This is a genomic window from Corallococcus terminator, from assembly GCF_049194865.1.
Lineage (GTDB): Bacteria > Myxococcota > Myxococcia > Myxococcales > Myxococcaceae > Myxococcus > Myxococcus terminator_A.
This window is the reverse complement of record NZ_JBLZWL010000140.1, coordinates 1-22,995: the sequence shown is the minus strand read 5'-3', so window position 1 is coordinate 22,995 and position 22,995 is coordinate 1. Positions and strand designations below refer to the sequence as shown.

19 protein-coding genes are annotated in these 22,995 nt (G+C 70.5%); 6 read left to right on the top strand and 13 right to left on the bottom strand.

Annotation, left to right across the window (positions count from 1 at the left end; genetic code table 11):
- Positions 1–753: nucleotidyltransferase family protein (locus ACN469_RS41595; protein ID WP_498777627.1), on the bottom strand; the 753-nt coding region annotated here is incomplete at its 3' end.
- Positions 750–2,234 carry an MraY family glycosyltransferase gene (locus tag ACN469_RS41590; protein WP_498777626.1) on the bottom strand — a complete coding sequence of 495 codons (1,485 nt, stop codon included), beginning with the start codon at positions 2,232–2,234 and terminating at the stop codon, positions 750–752. The genes ACN469_RS41590 and ACN469_RS41595, both read right to left, overlap by 4 nt.
- Before the next feature lie 238 nt (positions 2,235–2,472).
- Here ACN469_RS41590 and ACN469_RS41585 point away from each other — a divergent pair, with 238 nt between their 5' ends.
- Positions 2,473–3,522, top strand: coding sequence for an acyltransferase family protein (locus ACN469_RS41585; protein WP_498777625.1), 1,050 nt, complete (start codon positions 2,473–2,475; stop codon positions 3,520–3,522).
- Here the strand turns inward: ACN469_RS41585 and ACN469_RS41580 are convergent.
- The 5 genes from ACN469_RS41580 to ACN469_RS41560 form a co-directional block, all read right to left on the bottom strand.
- The gene (locus tag ACN469_RS41580) at positions 3,503–4,312 is read right to left on the bottom strand and encodes an FkbM family methyltransferase (RefSeq protein ID WP_498777623.1); all 810 of its coding nucleotides are present in this window, start codon (positions 4,310–4,312) and stop codon (positions 3,503–3,505) included. The two genes, ACN469_RS41585 and ACN469_RS41580, sit on opposite strands and share 20 nt — an antisense overlap.
- Before the next feature lie 68 nt (positions 4,313–4,380).
- The gene (locus tag ACN469_RS41575; protein ID WP_498777621.1) at positions 4,381–5,409 is read right to left on the bottom strand and encodes an ROK family protein; all 1,029 of its coding nucleotides are present in this window, start codon (positions 5,407–5,409) and stop codon (positions 4,381–4,383) included.
- Between the two features lie 189 nt (positions 5,410–5,598).
- Positions 5,599–6,516, bottom strand: coding sequence for a glycosyltransferase family 2 protein (locus tag ACN469_RS41570; RefSeq protein ID WP_498777619.1), 918 nt, complete (start codon positions 6,514–6,516; stop codon positions 5,599–5,601).
- A gap of 1 nt (position 6,517) precedes the next feature.
- Positions 6,518–7,468 (bottom strand): glycosyltransferase family 2 protein, encoded by a 951-nt coding sequence (locus tag ACN469_RS41565; protein ID WP_498777617.1) that lies wholly within the window; start codon positions 7,466–7,468, stop codon positions 6,518–6,520.
- A 19-nt stretch (positions 7,469–7,487) separates the two neighbouring features.
- Positions 7,488–9,005 carry an oligosaccharide flippase family protein gene (locus ACN469_RS41560; RefSeq protein WP_498777615.1) on the bottom strand — a complete coding sequence of 506 codons (1,518 nt, stop codon included), beginning with the start codon at positions 9,003–9,005 and terminating at the stop codon, positions 7,488–7,490.
- A 238-nt stretch (positions 9,006–9,243) separates the two neighbouring features.
- Between ACN469_RS41560 and ACN469_RS41555 the strand changes: the two genes are divergently transcribed.
- From ACN469_RS41555 to ACN469_RS41545, 3 genes are read left to right on the top strand one after another with little or no spacing between them, the layout of a single operon-like run.
- Positions 9,244–9,912 carry a class I SAM-dependent methyltransferase gene (locus ACN469_RS41555; protein ID WP_498777614.1) on the top strand — a complete coding sequence of 223 codons (669 nt, stop codon included), beginning with the start codon at positions 9,244–9,246 and terminating at the stop codon, positions 9,910–9,912.
- 3 nt (positions 9,913–9,915) lie between these two features.
- On the top strand, positions 9,916–11,070 hold the full coding sequence (locus tag ACN469_RS41550; protein ID WP_498777612.1) for a glycosyltransferase family protein: 1,155 nt from the start codon (positions 9,916–9,918) through the stop codon (positions 11,068–11,070).
- 32 nt (positions 11,071–11,102) lie between these two features.
- On the top strand, positions 11,103–12,212 hold the full coding sequence (locus ACN469_RS41545) for a glycosyltransferase family 4 protein (RefSeq protein ID WP_498777629.1): 1,110 nt from the start codon (positions 11,103–11,105) through the stop codon (positions 12,210–12,212).
- A 6-nt stretch (positions 12,213–12,218) separates the two neighbouring features.
- Here the strand turns inward: ACN469_RS41545 and ACN469_RS41540 are convergent, their stop codons facing one another.
- On the bottom strand, positions 12,219–13,820 hold the full coding sequence (locus tag ACN469_RS41540) for a serine/threonine-protein kinase (RefSeq protein WP_498777611.1): 1,602 nt from the start codon (positions 13,818–13,820) through the stop codon (positions 12,219–12,221).
- A gap of 322 nt (positions 13,821–14,142) precedes the next feature.
- Here ACN469_RS41540 and ACN469_RS41535 point away from each other — a divergent pair, with 322 nt between their 5' ends.
- Complete coding sequence (locus ACN469_RS41535; protein ID WP_498777609.1) at positions 14,143–15,372, top strand: glycosyltransferase family 4 protein; 1,230 nt, start codon at positions 14,143–14,145, stop codon at positions 15,370–15,372.
- Positions 15,373–15,448: 76 nt separating this feature from the next.
- The gene (locus ACN469_RS41530) at positions 15,449–16,597 is read left to right on the top strand and encodes a glycosyltransferase family 4 protein (protein ID WP_498777608.1); all 1,149 of its coding nucleotides are present in this window, start codon (positions 15,449–15,451) and stop codon (positions 16,595–16,597) included.
- A gap of 8 nt (positions 16,598–16,605) precedes the next feature.
- Here the strand turns inward: ACN469_RS41530 and ACN469_RS41525 are convergent, their stop codons facing one another.
- From ACN469_RS41525 to ACN469_RS41505, 5 genes are all read right to left on the bottom strand, one after another.
- Complete coding sequence (locus tag ACN469_RS41525; protein WP_498777606.1) at positions 16,606–17,748, bottom strand: glycosyltransferase family 4 protein; 1,143 nt, start codon at positions 17,746–17,748, stop codon at positions 16,606–16,608.
- Positions 17,717–19,168, bottom strand: a complete 1,452-nt coding sequence (locus tag ACN469_RS41520) for a hypothetical protein (RefSeq protein ID WP_498777605.1) — start codon at positions 19,166–19,168, stop codon at positions 17,717–17,719. The genes ACN469_RS41525 and ACN469_RS41520 overlap by 32 nt, the downstream gene beginning before the upstream one ends.
- Positions 19,165–20,295: a glycosyltransferase family 4 protein gene (locus tag ACN469_RS41515; RefSeq protein WP_498777604.1), complete on the bottom strand. Its 1,131-nt coding sequence runs from the start codon at positions 20,293–20,295 to the stop codon at positions 19,165–19,167. Before ACN469_RS41515 ends, ACN469_RS41520 begins: the two co-directional genes overlap by 4 nt.
- An 8-nt stretch (positions 20,296–20,303) precedes the next feature.
- Positions 20,304–21,560, bottom strand: coding sequence for a glycosyltransferase (locus ACN469_RS41510; RefSeq protein ID WP_498777602.1), 1,257 nt, complete (start codon positions 21,558–21,560; stop codon positions 20,304–20,306).
- Positions 21,557–22,995 (bottom strand): polysaccharide biosynthesis tyrosine autokinase (locus ACN469_RS41505; RefSeq protein WP_498777601.1); only part of this gene is annotated, 1,439 nt, incomplete at its 5' end. The genes ACN469_RS41505 and ACN469_RS41510, both read right to left, overlap by 4 nt.

The window sequence follows — 22,995 nt, the reverse complement described above, 5'->3', positions numbered from 1 at the left end:
CCCCGTGCCTCGCGCGCCAGCGACGACGCGGTCCCAGTCCAGGCCCCGCGCCGCCAGGAGCTTCAAGTCGAACAGCCACGCCAGGCGCTGCAACAGGTGGTGGCTCGCGTGGAGGGCCAGGTACACGGCCTCGTCCTCTGGGGCGAGCCACCGCACCCGCTGTCCCTCCAGCGTCCCCTCCACCGCGCGCGCCACCAGCGCATCGCCTTCCAGCGTCCGCCCCCAGCCCGCCAGGGCGCGGAAGTGCAGCTCCACCAGCCCGGCCTTTCCCTCCAGCTCCAGGTGGTGCGAGTCCACGTCCGCGTGGCGCCCGTCGCGCGTCGGCCGCGCCGTCAGTCCCAGTCCCGTGAGGACGCGCACGGCCGTCGCCACCTCGTCCCGGGACACCAGCAGGTCCACGTCGCGCGTGGCGCGCTGGAGCGGGTCTGGATACAGCCTCAGCGCCAGGCCGTAGCCCTTGAGTGACACGGGGACGATGCCCTCGACGGCGAGCACCTCCAGGCTTCGCTGGAGCAGCGCCTTGACCTGGAGCGAGCGAGCCGCGCCCGTCAGCGACTCGCGGCGCAGCAGCGCGCCTGCCTCCGGCGGCAGCACCCAACCCACCTGCCCCACCGCGTGAGCGACGAACCCGGCGAGCCCGTGGCGGACGGCGCCTCGCACGAAGGCCAGGGCCTCGTCCCCTTGGGGAGCGCTGCTCGCGGGAGGATGGGGCCAGGCGCGCAGCAGCGCGACGAGGGCGCTGGACGGGGTCATCGCCTCAGGACGACGACACGCGCGGGGTCGGCGTCCGCCACGGCCAGGAGCCTCGCGGCGTGTTCGGCCACGGAGTCCGCCACCAGCTCCAGCGCCAGCTCCTCGTCCCGGTCGATGGCGTTACGGCCGTCTCTCCAGACGAGCAGCAGCGAGCCGAGCACCACTTCCTCGTCCTTCACTTCCAGGCGCAGCTCGTAGGGCATCGACAGGCCCGCGGCGCGCTGGGTCTCGAAGACGATGCCATCGAGGAGCCCGTCACGCTGCTGTTGGAAGCGCAGCTCCTGCCGAGACACGTCCAGCACCTCCGCGAGGGGCCGCACGGCGCCCCAGACCTCCTGCAGCGACCGGGCCTCGCGTACGGCGCCGATGACGTCCTTCACCAGCGAGCGAAGCCGGATGTTGCGCTGGCGGCGCTGCTGCATGTCGCCCGCGCGACCGAGGTCCAGGTAGCCCAGCTTGCGCATCAGCACCGCGATGACCACGCCCATGCCACACAGCAACATGGCGCTCTGCGCGCTGTTGGCGAAGTGGAGGCCCAGCGCCGTCAACATGAAGAGGCCGCACAGCGCGTACAGCACCAGCACGGTGGAGCGGTGGCTGAGCACCATGCGGCTCATCACGCGGTGGTGGATGTGCTCCTTGTCCGCGCTGAACAGCGGTCGCCCCAGGAGCGAGCGGCGCACCACCGCGAGCAGCGTGTCCATGATGGGCAGGCCCAGCGCCATCACTGGCACCAGCATGGCCACCGTCGTCCCGCTCTTGGTGCTCGTCTTGATGGCCACCGCCGCCAGCACGAAGCCGAGGAACATGCTGCCGGTGTCCCCCATGAAGATGGAGGCCGGATTGAAGTTGAAGACGAGGAACCCGAGGATGGCGCCCGCGAGCGCCGCCATCAGCAGGCACAGCAGCACGTCGCCCCGCGCCAGCGCGAGGATGAAGTTGGTGCTCACGCCAAAGAACGCCACGCCGCCCGCGAGCCCGTCGAGCCCGTCAATTAGGTTGAGCGCGTTGATGACGCCCACCATCCACAGCACGGTGAACGGCAGGCTCAGCGCGCCCAGCGTCAGCTCGGGGCCGAACGGATTGGCGATGACCTCGATACGAAAGCCCAGGTGGTAGAGCCCGAGCGCGACGACGAGCTGCACGCTGAACTTGAGCCGCGCGCCCGCGCCTCGCAGGTCGTCGTACAGGCCGAGCGCGGCGATGGCCGCGCCCCCCATGAACAGGCCCGAAACCAGCTCGGTGTGGGACCGGAAGTGGTGCCCCACGCCGGAGTCCACCAGGAACAGCGCGCACAGCGGAGCGAAGAAGCCCGCGACGATGCCGATGCCACCCAGCCGTGGAATGGGCCGGACGTGGACCTTGCGACTCGAGTTGGCCTGGTCCAACAAGCCCCACGCCAGCGCCTGGTTGCGCACGACGAACGTGAGCCCCAGGGCCACCATCAGCGAGACAAGGAACGCGACGAAGAAGGTGATCATCGAGGAGGGCCGCTCCCGCCATGCTGACGGTGAGCGTCACGGCGCGTCAACAAGCGTTCCTGTGCGACACCCAGGATGTCGCCCGAGTCGTCGTCCAGCGAGCAGCCATGCGGGCTTCGGCGAGGCCTGGACGTGTCATCGCTGACCTCAGCACCACGACGCCTGCCCTGCGGCCAGGCCCTTCACTGTCCGCTGTTGACGCCCCTGTGACGGGGGACACAATGCCCCCACCCACCGCATGCGCCCCACCTTGCAAGAGTGCCTCGACGGTCCGACCAACAACCTGGACTTCTTGCGCTTCGCCGCGGCGACGGGCGTGATTTTCAGTCACGCGTTTCCGCTGGGAGAGGGCCCCAAGGGGCGCTCCGAGCCGCTCACCGACTTCACCCATGGACAGGTCACCCTGGGCATCGTCTGCGTGGCCATCTTCCTGGTCATCAGCGGGGTCCTCATCACTCGCAGCTGGGAGCGGAGTCGGGACGTCCAGAAGTTCTTCCGGGCCCGGGTGCTGCGCATCTTCCCGGGGCTGGCGGTGTCTCTCGTGCTGACGAGCTTCGTGCTCGGCGCCGCGTTCACCACGCATCCGCTGGCTGAGTATTTCACGTCCCCCGGCACCTACACCTTCGTCCTGCGCAACCTCCTGCTCGTCGAGCCGCAGTGGATGTTGCCAGGGGTGTTCGAGTCGAACGTGTATGGCGGCGCGGTCAACGGCTCGCTGTGGACGCTGAAGTACGAGGTGGGGTTCTACCTGCTCGTGCTGGGACTGGGCCTGACGAAGCTCTTGCGGAAGGAGCTGGCGCTCGCGGGGTGGTGTCTCACGGCCGGCTTGTCGTTGCTGCACATCGGCCGTCTCGGATTCTGGCCGGAGCTGGGGCTCTACTTCGGAGGTGGGCTGGGGCTCTATCTCTGGAGGGACAGGGTGCGGATGAGTCCCTGGATTGCCCTGGCCTGCGTGGCCGTGCTCGTGGCCACGGCGATGACAGGCTCGGGACTCCGGATGGCACTGGGCTCGTGTGGAGCGTACCTCGTGCTCTACCTCGCGTTCCTCCCGAGCCGCCTGGCGCGCTTCGGACGCCACGGGGACTTCTCCTACGGCATCTACATCTATGCCTTCCCCGTGCAACAAGCCGTCACGGCCCTGGTGGGTGGGCCCATGGTGTGGTGGTGGAATGCGGCGCTGGCCTTTCCACCCGTCCTGGTGCTCGGGGTCCTGTCCTGGCACTTCGTCGAACGGGTTGCGCTGGCCTCGGGCCGCCATGGGCATCGGCTCAAGCTCGAGCCTTCGTGAAGTGCGCCACCCCTCCGTTCTCACAGTCAATCTGGTCATGGCGGAGCTTCAGCCCGGCACGGTCCAGCGCCTGGAACAGCGCCTGCTTCGGGCCGTTGGGGTGGTACTCCATCTGCCATGCATCAATGCCTGTCAGCGTGTCAGGCGTCACGTCCGGCAGGAACGAGTGCTCGGCCCCTTCGATGTCCATCTTCACGAGGTCGATATGCCGGGTCGCCGTCAGGCGTCGCACCTCCTCTAGCGCTCCGCCGATATCGAGCGTCCGGACCTCCAGCGCCGACTGACCCGTGGACGCCGCCTCATCCAGCCCCCGCGATTGGCTCGGGATGGAAGGCTCCGTGCTCATGAAGGCCGCTCCGGTCCGCCGCGCGACAGCAATGGGCAGACACGTCACCCGCTCCTCCAGCTTGTTCATGCGAATCGTCTGCTGGAGCTTGTGGAACGTCTCGGGGAAGGGCTCGAAGCAGATGACCCTCGCCTGCCGCGCCGCTCTCGCGGCCAGTACCGCGAACGCGCCGTAGTTGGCGCCGAAGTCCACCACGACCTTCGCGTCCGGCGGCACGACGTACTCCCGCCGGCAGAACAGAATCCACGCGGTGACGAGGTCGTGAAAGGTCTCCAACTGCAACACGAAGCCGTCGCGCGTCTCGAACCGCGCCGGGTAGCGCGGGCTCGTGAGCCCCAGGTACGCGCTGGTGATGCCCGGCCATCCCTGGAGAGTGCTCGCGCACCGCGCGATTTCACGGAACCGACCGATCTGGCGAACTCCTCGAATCAGCCTGGAAGTCATGACGGCCTACCCTACCGCGCCCATGGCTCTCGGCGACGAAAGACGGAGCTGTCCGTCGTGAACCGGCGCTAATTCACCGGAGTCTCCGCGAGCAGCGCCGCGCCAATCGCTCCCGACAGCTCTCCCAATTCCGCCATCAATACCGGGGGCTGACGCTCGGACATGAAGATGTGGGGGCGCATGGCCTCATGCAGTCGGTCCGCGTATTCCCTACCCAGCCTCGTGCCCAGGCCACCGCCCAGGATGACCGCGTCCACGTCCGTCAGGTTGATGGCCGAGGCAATCCCCACGCCCATCATGCGCAGCGCCCGCTCGATGAGCTTCGTGGCCAGCGCGTCCTTGTCCTCCAGAGCCTTCTTCCAGATGCTGCTCGTCAGGCGCGTGCGCTGCTTCTTCTTCATCAACTCGAAGAGGACCGTCTTCTCGCCCTCCTCCTCGGCCTTGCGCGCATCGCGCTCCAGGCTCGCACGCCCCGCGTAGGCTTCCATGCAGCCACGGCGACCACAGCCGCACCGCGCGCCGTCCGGCTTCACCACCATGTGACCGACCTCGCCCGCCGCGCCGCGTCCGCGCCAGGGAACCCCATTCAATACAAGGCCCCCACCCACGCCCGTGCCCCACCACACGCCCAGCACCGAGCGATAGGGCCTCCCCGCGCCCAGGCGATACTCCGCGGCGACCGCCACCTGGACGTCGTTGCCCAGCACCACCCGGCCATGCACCAGGCCCGAGAGGTCGCTCGCCATGGGATAGGGCTCCGTCCACCCACGCCCCACGTTGCTCACCCGGGCCAGCGTCCCCGCCTTCGCATCCACCGCGCCGGGAGCCCCCACCCCCACGCCCTCGAGTCGCCGCGAGGACAGCCCCGCCGTCACCGCCGCTTCCTCCAAGGTCCCATACATCTCCCGCACCACCTCCTCCGGCTTGCCCTGCACCGGCGTCGGATGGCGGGCATGGCCTATCGGCTTGCCTGTCTCGTCGATGATGACCGCTTCAATCTTGGTTCCGCCCAGGTCGATGCCGCCCCAAGCCTTCGCCGCGCCACGGGTCGGCACTCCACGGCCCTTCTCCGTCCCCACCGAGCGAACCTCATCCATGTCGTGCCTCCGGCAGCCACGCGCATGCGCACGTTCCCTGGAAGATGCGCAGCCTCGGCTCGACCTTCGCCACCTGCTCGACAGGCAGGTCGTCGGCATGGCGGCGCGTCAGGGCGAGCGGGCGACCGGGCGAGGACACGGATGCCGCTCGGGAGAGCAAGCCCGCGCGTTTCAGAAACCAGGCGCTGACTATCGCCTCGTGAGGCTCCGGAACACTCGCGTCATCGCCAGCTTCGGCAGGAAGCCCAGCAGGTAGCGCCAGCGCGGCACCGCCAGGTGGAACGGCAAGCCGCGCCGATACAGGTCCAACGCGAGGTCCATCCGCTGGTGCTCGACCATCACATGCGAGACGTGCCGCGTGGCATAGAGCAGCATCTCCAGCCGCTCGCGCCGCCGCTCGCTCCCGCCGGGATAGCGCCCCAGTCGCTCCTGCATCAACTGGTACGCCATGCCCTGATGGCTCGACTCCAGCATCGTCGACTCGGAGCCGTCGTGCCTGCGGTAGCCCACCATGACTGGCGTCCGTACCCACGCGAAGCCCGGCTCCGTCCCCAGCCGGAACAGCAGGTCGTAGTCCTCCGCGACGATGCGCAGCGGCGTGAACCCCTCCACGCGCTTGAGCGCCTCTGCCCTCACCGCCAGCACACACGCCGTGCGCGGCGTCCGGTCCAGGGCGCTCGCCAGATAGTCCGTGAACAACGAGGCCCGCACGGGCTCCCGAGCCACCCGGGCCAGTTCCTCCTCGTCACGGAAGGTCACCGACGTGCCCATCACCACCGTCGGCGCGCCGTGCTCCTCCAGCACCCGCCGGTAGGACGCCAGCGTCCACGGGAACCAGAGGTCGTCGCTGTCCAGGAACACCACGTACTCGCCACGGGCCGCCTGGATGCCCAGGTTGCGCGCGGCGCCGGGGCCCGCGTTGGACTGCTGGAGCACCCTCACCCGCTCGCCCAGGCGCGCGAGGACCTCCAGCGTGTCGTCCTGGGAGCCGTCGTCCACGACGAGCACCTCGTAGTCCCGCTCCTCCTGCGCGAACACGGAGGCCAGCGTCCGCTCCAGCAGCCGCGCCCGGTTGTAGGTGGGGATGACGACGGAGAAGAAGGGCATGTCAGAGTCGCGTCCGCAGCCCCATCTCGGAGATGCGCAGGAAGGTGGCGAGCTGCCGCCGGTACTCCGGAAGCGCCATGCGTCCGCGCAGCAACGTCTGCGTCAGCACCAGCGAGTTGTACGGCAGCGTCCCCACCAGGATGGCGCGCAGCATCCACTCCCGCAGCCGTCCATGGTGCTTGCGGAAATAGGCCACCCGCGTGCGCCACAGCTCGATGCGCACCTTGTCGGGCCCCGTGGCGGAGGGACGAAACGAGCGGCTCGTCAGGTGCGTAATCACGGCCTCGGGACAGAACGCCACCTCCCAGCCCGCATTCCACGCCCGGACGCACCAGTCCGTGTCCTCCGTGTTGCCCAGGGGCGAAAGCTCCTCGTCCAGCAGCCCCACCTCCGCCAGCGTCTCCTCCCGCACGACGATGCAGGCGCCCAATACCCAGCTCACCCGGGCATCCGCATGTCCGTACTGCGCGGGGTCGATGTCCTTGCGCTTCAGGAAGTGCAGCGGGCTCGGAAGGAAGAGCAGGTCGAAGAGCTGCCCGGACAAGGACATGGGCCGGAAGGTGCAGTTCTGGATGGTGCCGTCCGCGTTCAACAGCCGCGCGCCCGCCATGCCCACGCGCGGATTCTCATCCATGAAGCGAACGAGTGAATCGAACGCATCCTCGTGGACGATGGTGTCGTCATTGAAGATGCAGAAGTGTCGCCCCCGCGCTTGTCGCAACACCTGATTGTGATTGGCGGAGAAGCCCTTGCGCGCGGAGTTGAAGAGCCAGCGCACCTGGGGGAAGTCGCGCCGCATGGCCTCCACGCCTCGGCCATCAGTGGCGTTGTCCACCACCCACACCTCGAAGGTGCACTCCCGCGTCGTCGCGTACAGCGTCCGCAGACAGTCGTGCAGCAACTCCGGGTTGCTGTGGTTGACGATGGAGATGACCAGGTCCGGCTTCGTCATCGGATGCCTCACGTCCCTCTCATGTTACCGGGCTCGCCGGGACAGCCCGAGCATCCCGTCGCGCTCGGATGAACGCGAGGATGTCTCGCAGCTCGCCCAGGAGCGAGAGCGTCCCGGGGATTCGCTCCCGCACGAGCACGAGCCCGGCGAAGACCACCACGCCCGCCCCCCAGCGCCCCCACTCGCCACCCCGCCACCACGTGTGCGTCGCCATGAAGGTCATCGCCAGGACGAGCCCCATGGAGACCAGCGGCTCCAGCACCCGCGCGGTCAGCCCTCGCAGCGCGGGGTTGAGCCGCGACACGCGCCACGCCGTCACCGCCACCTCCCCCAGCACCACCACCGTCCCCACCGGCCCCACTCCCGCCAGCCCGAAGTGATGGATGGCCCACGTGCCCAGGACCCACTTCGCCGCGCCCGCGCCCACCACCACCACCAGTCGCTCCCAGGGGCGTCCTCCCGCGTTCTGCGCCGTGGCCAGCAGCCCTATCAACGTGACGAGCAGGCACTCCAGGCTGAACCACTGCACCAGCGGCACCGCCTCCGTCCATCGCTGGCCGAAGAACAGCGGCACCAGCACCGGCATCCCCAGCACGGCCACGGGGAGCGTCAACAACAACACCGCGGACAACCGCCGCAGCGAGGTGCGCAGGTAGTCCGCGAAGCCCACCGGGTCGTCCTGCAGCCGGCAGTACGCCGGAAACGCCACGCGGTTGAGCACCACGCTCAACATGATGGGCGTGGAGGCCAGCGCCCAGGCCCAGTTCACCAGCCCCACGGCGTCCTTGCCGAGGACGCGCCCCACGACCAGCGGCACCCACCCCGCCACCAACGCCGCGACCAGCGGCGGCAGCTGGAAGGCCAGCCCGAAGCCCAGGAGCCGCCGCAACACCCCCACGCGGAACGTCCCGCGCGGTCGCCACGGCGAGGCCCACCCGATGCACACCAGCCCCACGACTCCGCGCACCAGGGTGCCCAGCGCCAACGCCCAGGCCCCCAGTCCCGCCGCCGCCAGGGCCAGGGTGCTGGCCACCTGCGCCACGTTCTCCACCAGCTCCGCGCGGGCAATGGCGGAGAAGGCCAGGGCTCGCTCCAGCGTCATCAGGGGAATCACGCGCAGCGAAGACAGGAACAGCCCCAGCGTCATGGCCCACACCATGGGCACCGCCCCAGGCCCCAGCGCATAACCCTCGGTGAGACGCGGCGCGAGCGCGCAGACGACGGCCACGATGACGGCGGTGAACGCCTGGTGACACCAGAAGATGGTGAACGTCTCGTCCCGCGTGGGCTCGTGCGACTGGCGCACCAGCGCCGCGCTCAGGCCCAAATCCCCCAGGAACACCCCCAGCGAGGACGCATAGGCGACGATGCCGAACAGGCCGTAGTCCGCGGGGAACAACAGCCGGGAGAGCACCAGGGCGCTCACCACGCGCAAGCCCTGCGAGGCGAACGTGCGCGCGACCAGGACCACCATGCCTCTCATGGCACGGGCCTTCACCTCGCCGGTGTCCACCTCGGGTGCCACGGTCGCGTTCATCGCAAGAGGGAGGCCCGCTCCCGGGCTTCAATGAAGAGGGCCGGTCCACGTGGACGGCGCCCGCTCGGGCATGCGGCTCGAATGGGCTCGTGGATGCTACCGAGGCCGCCCCACCCTCACAAGCAACGCGAGAGCCCACCCCTCCTGCGTGGAAGAGCGGGGCTCGCTCGCCCGCCCGGATGCTCGACGTGAGGCGAGGTTGCCACCCAGGAAGCCGCGAGGCTACGGTCCGCCCGGCATGTCACCGAGCCACTCCCTCCTCCAGTTCCTCAAGCGCGAGGTGCTCATCGGCGAGCACGAGGCCTTCCACCGCACCTTGCGAGAGGCGCTGGTGGGCACCTGTGACAGCGTGCTCGACATCGGCTGCGGCTCCGGCTCTCCGCTCAAGAACATCGCCCACCACTTCTCCCGCACCGTGGGCGTCGATGGCTACTCGGCGAGCATCGAGCGCAGCCGCGCCGCGAACATCCACCAGGAATACCACCAGATGGATCTACTCGAGGTGGGCCAGCACTTCGCGCCCAAGAGCTTCGACGCGGTCATCGCCCTGGACGTCATCGAGCACTTCGAGAAGCCGGAGGGCTACCGGCTGCTGGAGATGATGGAGTCGCTGGCGCGCAAGCGCGTCGTCATCTTCACGCCCAACGGCTTCCTGCCCCAGGACGAGTGGGACAACAACGTGCACCAGGTCCACCGCTCCGGCTGGGAGGTGTATGACTTCGAGCTGCGCGGCTATCGCGTCGTCGGGATGAGTGGCTGGAAGCCCCTGCGTGGCGACTTCGCGCTGCCGCGCATCCGGCCGTCGCTGCTGGGCAGCCGGCTGTCCATCCTCACCGAGCCGTTCGCCACGCGCTTTCCCCAGCACGCCTTCCAGCTCTTCGCCATGCGCGACATGGAAACCTCCTGAGCCGTGGGTGAAGCCTCGCCCAGCTCCTGGCACCTGCTCACCGGGGAGTATCCGCCTCAGCCCGGCGGCGTCAGCGACTACACCGCGCTGGTGGCTCAGGCGCTCGCCCGTGAAGACCAGGAGGTCCACGTCTGGGCACCCGGCGTGGCGAGTTCGCGCGTGGAGCACGGTGTCACCGTGCATCACCTCCCCGGCCTCTTCACTCCGGTGGGGCTGACGCACCTGACGCGGGAGCTGAACCGCCACCGCGCGCCTCGCCGGCTGCTGCTCCAGTACGTGCCCCACGCGTTCGGGATGAAGGCGATGAACGTGCCCTTCTGCGCGTGGTTCGCCTCGCGGCACCGGGACGAACGCTGGGTCTTCTTCCACGAAATCGTCTACCCGTGGAGCGCTTCGGCGCCCGTGCGCCACCAGGTGCTCGCGGGCGTCACCCGGGTGATGGCTCGGCTCGTGGCCAGCGCGGCGGACCGCGTGTTCGTGTCCATTCCCTCGTGGGCGGAGCACCTGCCCTCGCGACTTCGCCACCGCGCGGAGTGGTGCCCTGTTCCCAGCACGCTCCCAACCGAAGTCCCCGCGACGGCGCTCTCGGCGGTGCGCGCGGCCCTCGGCGTGGGGACGTGGCTGGGCCACTTCGGCACCTACGGGCCCGTCATCCGCGAGCCCCTGACGGAGGCCCTGGTGCCACTGCTTCGCGCGGATGCACGGCGCAAGGCCCTGCTGCTGGGGCGGGGCAGTCAGCGCTTCTCACGGGAGTTGGGGGCCCGGCACCCGGAGCTCTCCACCCGGCTCCTGTCGCGCGACGACCTGCCTCACTTCGACCTGGCGGCGCACCTCGCGGCCATGGACATCTTGATACAGCCGTATCCGGATGGCGTAAGCACCCGCAGGACGACCGCCATGGCGGGGCTGGCCCTGGGACTCCCCATCGTCACCCAGACGGGCCACCTCACGGAGCAGATATGGCCCGAGACACGGGCCGTCGCGCTGGCGGAGGACCGCTCGACGGGCGCGCTCGTCGCCGCCGCGGAGCGACTCCTGGCCCACCCGGAGGAGCGCTCCGCCCTGGGAGGCCGCGCGGCCCGGCTCTACCGCGAGCGGTTCGCGCTGGAGCGCACGCTGGAGACCCTGTTGCGGCCGAGCCCTGGGGCTTCCTTGTGACGCCGTCCGTCCCTCTGCGTCTCGCGGTGCTGATGGACCCTCGCGAGGAGGGCTGGCCCAGCATGGACCTCGTGGGCGAGGCCCTCGTGGACGGCCTCGCCGCGCATCCACGGGAGGTGGCCGTCCAGGGGGTGCGTCCGCCCCTGCGCTCCGTGCTGCGCGGACTGCCACGGCTGGGTGTCCGCCACGCCGCGTTCAACGCGGACCGCGTCCTCACCCGCTTCGCGCTCTACCCCGCGCGCGCGCTCCTCGCACGGCCCCGGTTCGACGCGTTCCACGTCGTGGACCACTCCTATGCGCAGCTCGTCCATGTCCTCCCGGCCTCGCGCACCGGCGTCTATTGCCATGACCTGGATGCGTTCCGCTCCGTCATCGAGCCTCACCGCGAGCCTCGGCCCACGTGGTTCCGACTCATGGCCCGAGCCCAGCTCCGGGGACTGGAGCGCGCGGCCGTCGTCTTCCACAACTCCCAGGCGGTGCGCGCCGAGCTGCTCTCTCACGGCGTGGTGGACCCCTCACGCCTCGTCTGGGCTCCGCTGGGTGTCTCTCCGGAGTACGGCCTCTCATCCGCTCCAGGAGACCGGAGCCAGGACGTGCTCTCCGCCCTGGGGGACAGGCCCTATCTCCTGCATGTCGGCAGCTCGATTCCGCGCAAGCGCCTGGACGTGCTGTTCGACGTCTTCGCCGCGCTGAGGACCCGTCATCCAGAGCTGCGACTCGTCCAACAAGGCGGCGCGCTGAACGCCTCGCAGCGCGAGCAGGTGGCGCGGCTGGGCATCGGCGACGCGTTGCTGCAACCGCCATGGCAGGAGCGCGCCACGCTCGCGGGCCTGTATCGGAACGCGAAGGCCGTGCTCATCCCCAGCGAGGCCGAGGGCTTCGGGCTCCCCCTCATCGAGGCGCTCGCCTGCGGCGTCCCCGTGGTGGCCAGCGACCTGCCCGTGCTGCGCGAGGTGGGCGAAGACGCCAGCCTCTACTGCCCCATCGGAGATGTGCCCGCGTGGACCCAGACGGTGGACTCGCTGCTGACCGGGCGGCAGCCACCTCCTCCACTCGAAACACGGCGGGCCCGCGCGGCGCGATTCACCTGGGCCGCGCACACCCGCACCATCCTGGAGGCCTACCAGCGACGGATTCGCTGAGGCGCGTCACATCACCGAGGGCAAGGTGACGTGGTGCTCGACGAAGGCCCCCGCGCGGATGTCCACGGAGCTGCTGTACATCTCCCGGCCACTCCGTCCGCGCACCTGGAGCCTGTGAGTCCCCTCGGGCAGCTCCAGCACGTACCTGACCCCGTGGCTCTTGCCGTCCACGAAGACCTCTTCGACCGGCGGCCCGTTCACCTTGAGCAGCACCGTCCCCATGCCCACCCGCGTCGTCTCGGGGCTCGCTGATTGCACCGCGCCACGCGGGGGCGACGCCGTCCGCGCGGGACTCAGGAACGCCCAGCAGCCTCCCGCGCCAACGGCCAGCACCAGCGCGCCGGCCACCATCAACCACGTGCGCGAACGCGCGGGCCGCGCCGTCCGGTGACCCAACGCCGCCTGGGCCATCACCTGGGTGGGCGCGGCGAGGATGCTCGTCGGAGTCTCCGAGTCGGGAGACGGCCCCCGGCGCCCCCCCACCGGAAACCTCGCGCGCCGCTCCCGTCGCTTCTCCGGCGGCCTCGGGGCGGACTTCGACGGGGCCTGCCGTGTGACGTTCTCCGAGAAGCTCGCGAGGACGAGCTTCAGCTCCCGGCGCACGGCCTCCGCCGACGAGGGACGCTCGGAGGGCGCCTTGGCCAACAGCCGCAGCACCAGCTTCTCCAGCGCCGGATTCATCTCCAGATACGAGGACGGCGACGGAGGCGGCGTGCGCACGTGCTGGAGGACGATGGCCAGCGGCGACTCTCCCTCGAAGGGCAGCCGACGCGTCAACATCTCGAAGGCCATGACGCCCACCGCGTACAGGTCCGTCTGAGGGCTCACCTGCTGACCGCAGGCCTGCTCCGGCGCGATGTACTCGGGCGTGCCCACCATCGTGCTGGCGTTCGTCTGCGGCGTGCTCCCATGGGGTGCCTCGCTGCGCTTGGCGATGCCGAAGTCGAGCACCTTGACGGACTCCGTCCCATCACCCTCCCGCACCATGAAGACGTTGCCCGGCTTGAGGTCGCGGTGGATGACGCCCACCGCGTGCGCCGCGGCCAGCGCCCCCAGCAGCGCATCCAGAATCCGGATGACGTCCACCTCCAGCATGGGAGCCCGCTGGTGGATGACCTCGTCCAGCGGCGCGCCCTCCAGGTACTCCATCACCAGGTACTGCCCGACGTCGGGGATGGCGCCGAAGCCGAAGATGTCGATGATGCCGCGGTGGTGGATGGCGGCCGCGGCGCGCGCCTCGGCGACCAGGTCCCTGCCGCGCGCCCCTTCGACGAAGTCCGGGCGAAGCAGCTTGATGGCCACCTTGCGGCCGATGACCGCGTGCTCCCCTTCGTAGACGATGCCCATGCCGCCACTGCCGATGCGGCGCTTGAGCACGTACTCACCCACCCTCGTGCCCACCAGCATGTCGCGGGTGACGGACTCCTCCCACTTCATCATCCGCGCCACGTACGCCGCGGGCACCCCCTCCACCAACGGACGGACCGGCGACGGCAGCGAGTCCCGACGCCCCTGGAGCGTGGCCTCCTCCGTATCCTCCTCGTCCCCTTCACGATACGGGCCCGCGAGCGCGACGACGCCCGCCCGGAACACCTCTCGCGGGCACACGGTGACACCCGGTCGGTGATCCGCCCCACAGCGGGGGCACTTGCGCGAATGGCCCATCGGCTCCCACATCATCGCCCGGCCATCTGTCCAGAAGCCATCACCCGGGAACTCAATCCTCGACAGCGGACAACATGGATTGTCGCCAGGAGCATCGCCGCGGTTTCGCCCTCCCAGCTCCTCCTCTGGAGGTTTCCTGGGCTCACCCAGCTGACTCGAATTGAGACGAAAAAAGTCTCCGCGTCTCGCGAGGCGCGAACAGGGCCGGTGGCCTCGGTGAGGCGCGATTGACGCATCCCGAGGGGTCTGCTTCGGTCCGCGCCACGTGCGAGTCCTCTTCCTCAACCCGGTGGGTATCCTCGGCGGGGCCGAGCGCGCGCTGCTGGACTTGATGGCGTGCCTGCGTCGCCTGGAGCCAGGGCTTTCGCTGCACCTGCTCGCGGGCACCTCGGGCCCGATTTTGGAGGAGGCCCGCGCCCTGGGCGTGGACGCGCGGCTGCTGTCCCTGCCCGAGCGGCTGGCCTCCCTCGGCGACAGCGCGCTGCGAGGACGCGGTCCGCTGGAGGCGTGGCGCTTCGCGCGGAGCCTCGCGCCGACGCCCGCGCTGCTCGCGGACTACGGGCGCGCGCTGCGACGTGAGGTGGCGAGCGTCCGCCCGGACATCCTGCACTCCAATGGAATCAAGACGCACCTGCTGAGCCCCGTCACGGCGGGCCTGCGCTTGAAGCGCGTCTGGCACGTCCACGACTTCCTGGGTGAGCGTCCCCTCGTTCGCCGTGCGCTGGGCGTGCTGGCGCCGCTTGCCTCGGCGGCCATCGCCAACTCGCGCGCGGTGGGCGAGGACGCGCGGAGCGTGCTCGGCCAGGTCCCCGTTCATGTCGTCTACAACGGCGTGGACGTGGAGCGCTTCGCGCCAGAGCCTCGAGACGACCGGGCGGACCTGGACGCATTGGCCGGCCTGCCTCCCGCGCCGGAGGGCACCCTGCGCGTGGGGCTCGTGGCCACCTACGCGCGCTGGAAGGGGCATGACCTCTTCCTGGCGGCGGCGGAGGAACTGACGCGGCTCGCTCCGTCGCTCCCGGTCCGCTTCTACCTGGTGGGCGCTCCGCTGTACCAGACGCCGGGCTCCCAGTTCTCCGAGGCGGAGCTGCGAAACATCATCGAGCGCCGCCAGCTGTCCGGGCGCGTGGGGCTGGTGCCCTTCCAGGCCGAGCCGGCCTCCGTCTACCGCGCCCTGGAGGTCTTCGTGCACGCGAGCACGCGTCGAGAGCCCTTCGGCCTCACCATCGCGGAGGCGCTCGCGTGCGCGCGGCCCTCCATCGTCTCGCGCGAGAGCGGCGCGGCCGAGGCCCTCACCGAGGGCGTGGATGCCCTCACCGTGTCCCCCGGCGACCCTCATGCGCTGGTCGCCGCGCTGCGCGGCCTGCTGGAGGACGCGCCGCTGCGAGCACGGCTGGGACAGGCGGCGCGCCACACGGCCGTGGAGCGCTTCTCGCGCGAGAGATACGCGCGCGAGGTGCTCACCGTGTACCGCTCGCTCGTGGACGAGCGCTGAGCTCCCGGCGTTGTCCTCGCGACGTGTTGACCGACCCGTGGGGGTCTGGTTTGGTCCACCGCTCATCGGAGCACCCGTGCAGCGGCCTCGCAGACTCGTCACCGTCTCGCACTCGTACGTCGTCACCCTCAACCGGCGCCTCGCCAACGAGATGGCCCGCGCGGGAGGGGATGCGTGGGAGGTCACCGCCGTGGCCCCTCGCTTCTTCCACGGAGACCTCGGTCCCCTGAGCCTGAAGCCAGCCCCGGACGAGCGCGCGCGGCTGTCGAGCGTGCGCGTGTTCCTCAGTCGCTCGCCCCACGCCTTCGTCTACGGGCCCGAACTGCGCGCGTGTCTCACCGGGGGCGTGGACCTGGTGCATGCGTGGGAGGAGCCCTACGTCCTCGGGGGGCTCGAGGTGGCGCTGTTGACGCCGCGCTCCGTACCCTTCGTCTTCAGCACGTTCCAGAACCTCCCCAAGCGCTATCCACCGCCCTTCGCGCAGGCGGAGCGCTACGTCGTCGGGCGCGCCTCGGGCTGGGTGGCCGGAGGCGAGACGGGGAAGGACGTCCTGCTGGGGCGACCGGGCTATGCGGCCCGCCCCACGCGCATCATCCCCATGGGCGTGGACGTGGAGCTGTTCCGCCCGGACCGCGCCTCGGGCGAGGCCGTCCGGCGCGAGCTCGGCTGGGAGGGCTCGGGCCCTCCCGTCATCGGCTACCTGGGGCGCTTCGTCACCGAGAAGGGGGTGCTCCTGCTGAAGGAGGCCCTGGAGCGACTCGAGACGCCGTGGCGCGCGCTGTTCGTCGGGGGCGGACCGCTGGAGGGAGACCTGCGGGCCTGGGCCGCGCGACAGGGAGACCGCGTGCGCGTGCTCACCGGCGTTCCCCATGACGGAGTCCCTCGCGTGCTCAACGCGATGGAGGTGCTGTGCGCGCCCAGCCAGACGATGCCCCGGTGGAAGGAGCAGTTCGGCCGCATGCTCTCGGAGGGCTTCGCGTGCGGCGTGCCCGTGCTCGGCAGCGACTCCGGTGAGATTCCCTACACCGTGGGCGACGCGGGCCTCGTGCTGCCGGAGGCGGATGCCGCCGCGTGGACCCGCGCGCTGGCGGACCTGCTGGAGAGCCCCGCGCGACGACAGGAGCTGGCCACTCGCGGACGTGAGCGAGCCGTCACCCGCTTCTCCTGGCCTGTTGTCGCGCGAGCACACCTGGACTTCTTCGAGGAGGTGCTGGCGCGCCGTTGACCGCGCGCTCAGCCCTCGCGCTCCATCACCTCGACGAGCCTAGATGCCATGTCGTCCCAGGTCCTGGCACGCAGCGACTCCGACAGCTCCGCCACCGGAGCCGCCCACGCGGCCTCGTTCTCGCGCCACGACTCCAGCGCGCGCACGAGCCCCGGCACGTCGTCCGGGTCGTCCAGCAGCAAGTCCTTCAACGCGGCCGGATAACGCTCCGCCACGCCCGCGGAGCGACTCACCAGCGCGGGCAGCCCCGCGCACAGCGCCTCGTGCACGCCCAGCCCATAGGCTTCGTAGCGCGTCGGCGCCACGAGCAGGTCCGCGGCGGACAGCAGGGTCGGCACGTCGCTCCGGAAGCCGAGGAACTGGATGCGCTCGGACAGTCCTCGGACCCGCGCCTCCTGCTCCCAGGCCTCGCGCTGCGCGCCCACGCCCACTACCTTGAGGTCCGCGCCCCAGTCCCCCTGGGAGTGCAGCCGCGCCCAGGCCTCGAAGAGCGTGTCGAACCCCTTGCGCCTGTCACCGAGCGCGCCCACGAAGAGCGCCACCCGCCTGTCCGTGGGCCACCCCAGCGCCGCGCGCGCGGCCTCTCGCTCCGCTGGAGAGACGGGGTGGAAGCGCTCGGGGTCGCTGCCGTAATAGACGACATGCACGCGCGCCTCGGGGACCCCCGTGGCCGCCACCAGGTCCGCCCGCGTCCGCTCGGAGTTGGCGATGATGACGTGGGCTCGCCACAGCGCCTTGCTCTCGCCTCGCTCGTAGAGCCGCTGGCTCACCTGCCCCTTGAGCCGACGAAGCGCGCCGCCCGCGGGCTCGGAGGGATAGACCCCGTGGACGTAGTGGACCCAGTTGGCCCCGGGCACGACGCAGTTGCCACCATTGGCCAGGACGCGCCCACCCTCGGCGCGCGTCCGCAGCGCCCAGGCGCGCCCCACGGCATCCAGGAGCGGCTCGCCCAGCAGATAGGACTGGGCCGGCTTGGGCACCTGGATGAAGCGCACGTTGGGGAAGTCCCGCAGCGCCTCCGCGATTCGGTGCGCCACCAGCCGAACGGGCCCGCCCTGCTTCGCCAGCCACAGCGCCAGCGCGAGGTTGGCCCGGTCCATGCCACCGGTGGCCACGAAGTCACCGGCGATGAGGGTGTACGGTCTTCGCATGAGTCCAGGCGCCAAAGAGCGCCGCGTTGAGCAGCCAGAACTCCATCCCCATCTGGCTCATGAAGAACGCGTAGCTGAAGGTCAGCGCCAGCGCACCGAGGTTGTAGGCGAAGATGACGCTGCCCCACAGCCAGAATTCGTCGCCCCGGTCCTCGCGCCGCCGGGCCATGCGGAACACCCACGCCATCGTCGCCAGGAGCCCCAGCGGATAGAGCATCATCACCAGCGCTCCGCCGTCGTAGACCCACGCCGTCCACTGGATTTCAGCCCACAGGGGAGGGTGCGCCGGGTCGGAGTTGTCGCCGAAGTACGCGTTGGCCATGCCGTAGCGACCCAGGCCCGCGCCCAGCGGATACTCGGGGAGCAGCAGCTCGAAGGTGCCTTCCAGGAAGTAGCCTCGGTTGCTGCGGTAGACCTCCTCCGGCCTCGCCGCGAACAAGCTGTCCCAGCGGGACTGCACCGCGTCGCCGCCCACCGCGACGGCCCACCCGAAGGTGAACACCGCCGACATGCCCACCACCGCGAGCAGCTTCGCCAGCCGCGCCACCCGCCCCGTGAGCGCGAGCATGAAGGCCATCGCCACCAGACAGACGCCCAGCATCAGCGCCATCGCGCGGACCTGGCACAGGTAGAGGCAGAGCAACCCCAGCAGGATGCCCCCGAGGCTCAGTCCCCGCGTCAGCCCTCTTCGCGACGACAGCAGGAAGCCACTGCCGAGCAGCACCGCGTAGAAGGCGCCCGTGGACGCGCCGCCAGGGATGTCCGTGAGCCCCATGGGGCGGTAGACGCGCTCGCCGCTGGCCGTCTCGAACTCGAAGCTGCGCAGGTACGAGTCGCCCTGTGACTGCACCGCGGACGAGACGGCCGGTTGGAAGCGGCCCGGGAAGTAGACCTGGAGCACGCCCGTCGCCGCGCTCGCCGCGTTGAAGAAGAAGAGCAGCGCGAGCGTGAGGCGGAAGGTCCTCGCGTCGATGGATAGCCGCGTCACCCAGAACAGCGGCGCGATGATGGACAGCTGGATGCCCAGCTGCGCCGCGCCTCCCAGTGGACTGACGGTGCCCGGGTTGAAGAAGTTGAGCGCGGTGATTCCCAGCGACGCCAGCACGAAGGGCAACGCCGGGTGCTTGAGGCCGCGCCCCGGAACCAGCGCCAGGAGCGCGAGGCTCAAGCCAAACGCCAGCGTGCGAACGACGACGCGCAGCGGGGCGATGGCCTCCACCAACAACGCGAGCTGACAAATGATGAGCAGGCCGATGAAGACGGGGACCCACTGACTCGACGACAGAAAACCCGAGGAGCGCGCGGGAGAGCGCGCCACCTCCCGTGGCCCCTCGGACACGCGGCGCACGAGCCGACGCCCCAGCACCCCAGGCCCCTGCAGCCCCGGCCTCACCGGGAGCGGAGCGCGCGGAGCACTCACGCGGCCACTCCGGGAACGGACACGACGGAGCGCAGGTCCTCGTCCAGGCTCGCGAGGAAGGCGTCAGGCGAGCAGAGCCCCACCGCGCGAGCGGGCCCGCCCGCGCCCAGCCTTCGCCGGGCCTCCGCGTCGACCACCAGGCGCAGGAGCGCGGAGGCCAGCGCGCCAGCTTCGGGCGCGACGAGCCTGCCGCACGTCTCGTCCACGATCTCCAGCGGGCCCCCCAGCGCGGTCGTCACCACGGGGAGTCCCGCCTGGAGCGCCTCGACGAACGCGAGCCCGAAAGGCTCCGGCGACGTGTTGGGCTGACAGTGAAGGTCCGCCGCGCGCAACAACCGGGGCACGTCCGAGCGCTGCCCGAGGAACCGCACCCGCCCCTCCAGCCCGAGCGCCTTCGACTGCGCGAGCAGCCCGTCCAGGTAGCGCGTCTCCTCCTCGCGTTGCGCGCCCCCCACCACCCACAGCCGCCACCCTCGCGCCTCGCGCATGCGGCCCAGGGCCTCGAGCAGCAACCGATGCCCCTTCCAGGCCTGCATGCGACTGGCATGGATGATGACCACGTCGTCCTCGCTCGCGCCCAGGTCGGCGCGCAGCAAGGTCCGCTCCGCCACCTCCGGCACGCGCGCCGCCTCGGGAACCAGCGGGTGCCGCACCCGGTACGCCGCCCGGGGATAGACGCGCCCCAGCGAGCGCGCCGTGAAGGCGCTGTTGGACAGCACCAGGTCCGGAGGGGTGATGCTCGCCCAGCGCTCCAGCCAGTGCGCACCGGACAGCGCGTCGTGCTGGAAGAACACCAGCGGGACGCCGGCCGCGCGCGCCACGGGGCCGAACAGCGCCTGGGGCCAGGCGGAGTGACACACCACCGTCGAGTACGCGCCCTGCTTCAACACCGCGCCCAGCGCTCGCCGCGTGCGCCACACCGTCCAGGGATGGCCCACCTTCGCGGGCCCCAGCAGGTGCACCGTCGCGCCCGCGGCGCGCAGCTCGTCGGCCAGTCGTCCCTCGAAGCACAGCGCATACTCGTGCACGGTGCCCTCCGGGTGGCGCGCCGACACGCGCGCCAGCGAGACGAGGAAGGACTCGATGCCGCCGTAGAGATTGCCACTGTAGACGTGCAGCGCGCGCATGGTGGGCCTCAAGCCCTCCTCGACGCGGCGTGAACGGGCACTTCGGACGGAGCCTCCACCACCGACACGGGCCGCCCCAGCGCCTCGGCGTACAGCGCGAGACTGCGGGCCGCCATGACGTCGTGCCGCAGCGCCCCCATCGCGCGCTCGCGCCCTCCGCGTCCCAGCTGCTCCGCCAACCCCGGCTCCTCCAGCAGCCTGCGCGCCGCGCGGGCCAGCGCCACCGCGTCACCCACCGGCACCGTCAGCCCCGTCTCCTCGTGGCGGCTCACCCAGGGGACACCCGAGTGGGGAATCGCCGTGTTCAACACGGGCAGCCCGCTGGCCATGGCCTCGACTTGAGACAAGCCATACGCCTCGCTCCGCGCGTTGCTGGGAAACCACAGCGCCGTCGCCGCGCGATAGGCTCCTGCGAGCGCGTCGGGTGACAGGTAGCCCGCCCACGTCACGCGCGCCTCCACGCCCAGCGCCTTCGCCTGGCGCCGAGCCTCCGCCTCCACCGGCCCCTCGCCCACCACCACCAGTCGCCCCGGCACCCGCGTCAGGGCCTCCAGCGCGGTGAACAACCCCTTGTAGTAGACGAGCCGCCCCACCATCAGCCACAGCGGCTGGCCCGCGGCCAACGCACGCCACCGGGCCTCTTCCGTCAGCGCGGCGGCGGACGGCTGGAGGAAGGGCGACACGTCGATGCCCAGCGGCAACGCCCGCACCTTGGAGCGGAACGCGCGCAGCAGCGCGGAGCCGGGGACATAGGCGTCACTGGTGGCCAGCACCCGGCACGCCCGCGCATAGAGGAGCGCCTCGAAGGGGCGAAAGAGCGCACCGGCCACCCGCTGACGGATGACGTCACTGTGGTGGGTGATGAAGACGGGCGGCAGTCGGGGCACGGCGTCCAGCGCCAACACCATGGTGGGGTTGGGCGTGTGCAGGTGCACCACGTCCACGCCCCGTCCGAGCGCGCGCCACAGCGCCCCGGGCAGGTCCGTCAGCACATCCATCCGCGCCACGGAGGCGCGACGGCCCAGCCTCACCACGCGCACCGGACCATCCCAGTCCTCGCGCGTGGGACTTCGCCCCAGGAACTCGTGGCTCGTCCCTGTCCCATCCACCGAGTGGTTGGCGCAAATCACCTCCACCCGAGCGCCCAGCGAGGCCTGCTCGAGCGCCAGCGTCCGGACATGGCCTTCCATGCCCCCCGACGCGGGCGGATAGAACTTGCCCAGGTGCAGCACCCGCAAGCCCGCTCCCACCGGGGGCGCGCTCACGACTGCGTCACCCCGTCCTTCGACTCCTCGGCGTACTGCCCGTAGCCCTGGTAGGCCAGATACGAGTCCCCATAGCGCGGCGCCTTCAAGTCCACGTCGTTGAGGATGGCGCCGTACATGCGCGCCTGCACGTCCGCCAGCGAGCGCAGCGCGCGCCGCGCCGACTCGCGGTTCGTCTTGCCCGCCTTGAGCACCAGCACCACGCCGTCACACTGCGTGGCCAGCACCGCCGCGTCCGCCACCGCGTTGAGGGGCGGGCTGTCGAGGATGACGCGGTCGAACTTCCCCGCCGCCGTCTTCAACAGCTCCGCGAAGGCCCGCGTGTGCAACAGCTCCGCCGGGTTGGGCGGAATGGGGCCGCACGGCAGCACGAACAGGCCGGGCACCTCCGTGCTCTTCACCGCCGCGTCCAGCGTGCCCTCGCCCACCACCAGCGAGGAGATGCCCAATTCGTTGGGCACCCCGAAGGCGCGGTGCAGCCGGGGCCTGCGCATGTCCGTGTCCAGCAGCAACACCCGGTTGCCGCTCTGGGCCATGGCCACGCCCAGGTTGATGCTCGTGGTGGACTTGCCTTCTTGAGGACCGCTGGACGTCACCACCAGCGTCTTGAAGGGCGTGTCCGGCGACATGAACAGGAGGTTGGTCCGGATGGCCCGGCAGCACTCCGCCACCGACGACTTCGGCTCGCGGTGCACGTAGAGGTCCCGGTCCTTCGGCGCGCGGTTGCCCTCGATGCGCGGCATCACGCCCAGGAAGGCCAGCCCCAGCCGCTCCTCCACGTCCGCCTGCGTGGCCACGCTGTTCTCCAGCAAGTCCAGCAGCAGCGCCGCTCCCAGGCCCGCGAGCAGACCCATCACCAACCCCACCATCAGGTTGCGATTCACGTTCGGCTTCACCGGCATGAACAGCGGCCGGGCCGGGTCCAGCACGCGCACGTTGCTGGTGCGCAAGAGCCCCGACAGCTCGATGTCCTTGAGCCGCTTGAGCACCAGCTCGTAGAGCCGCTGGTTGTTGTCCGACTCGCGCTTGAGCCGGTCGTACTCGATGGACTTCTTGTTCACCTGGAACGCCTCGGCCTTGGCGTCGTCCAGCAGCCGCACCAGGTTCTTTCGCTGCGCCTCCGCCTCGGACAACTCCGTCTCCGCGGAGCGCACCAGATTGCGCAGGCTCTTGAAGAAGTCCCCTTGAATCACCCCCAGCTTGCCCTGGCACTCCAGGAGCTTCGGGTGCTCGGGCAGGTAGCGCTCGGACAGCTCCGCGCACGCCACGCGCACGTCCGTATAGGCCTTCTTGAGGTCCTGGATGGAGCCGTCCCTGGCCCCCGGCAGCGCCTCCGCCCACAGCTCATCCTCGGGCGACGCCTTGCGCAGCTTCTGGATGGCCTCCACGCGCGCCTGCAGCGCTGCGATGCGGGTGCTCACCTCGGTGAGGTTCA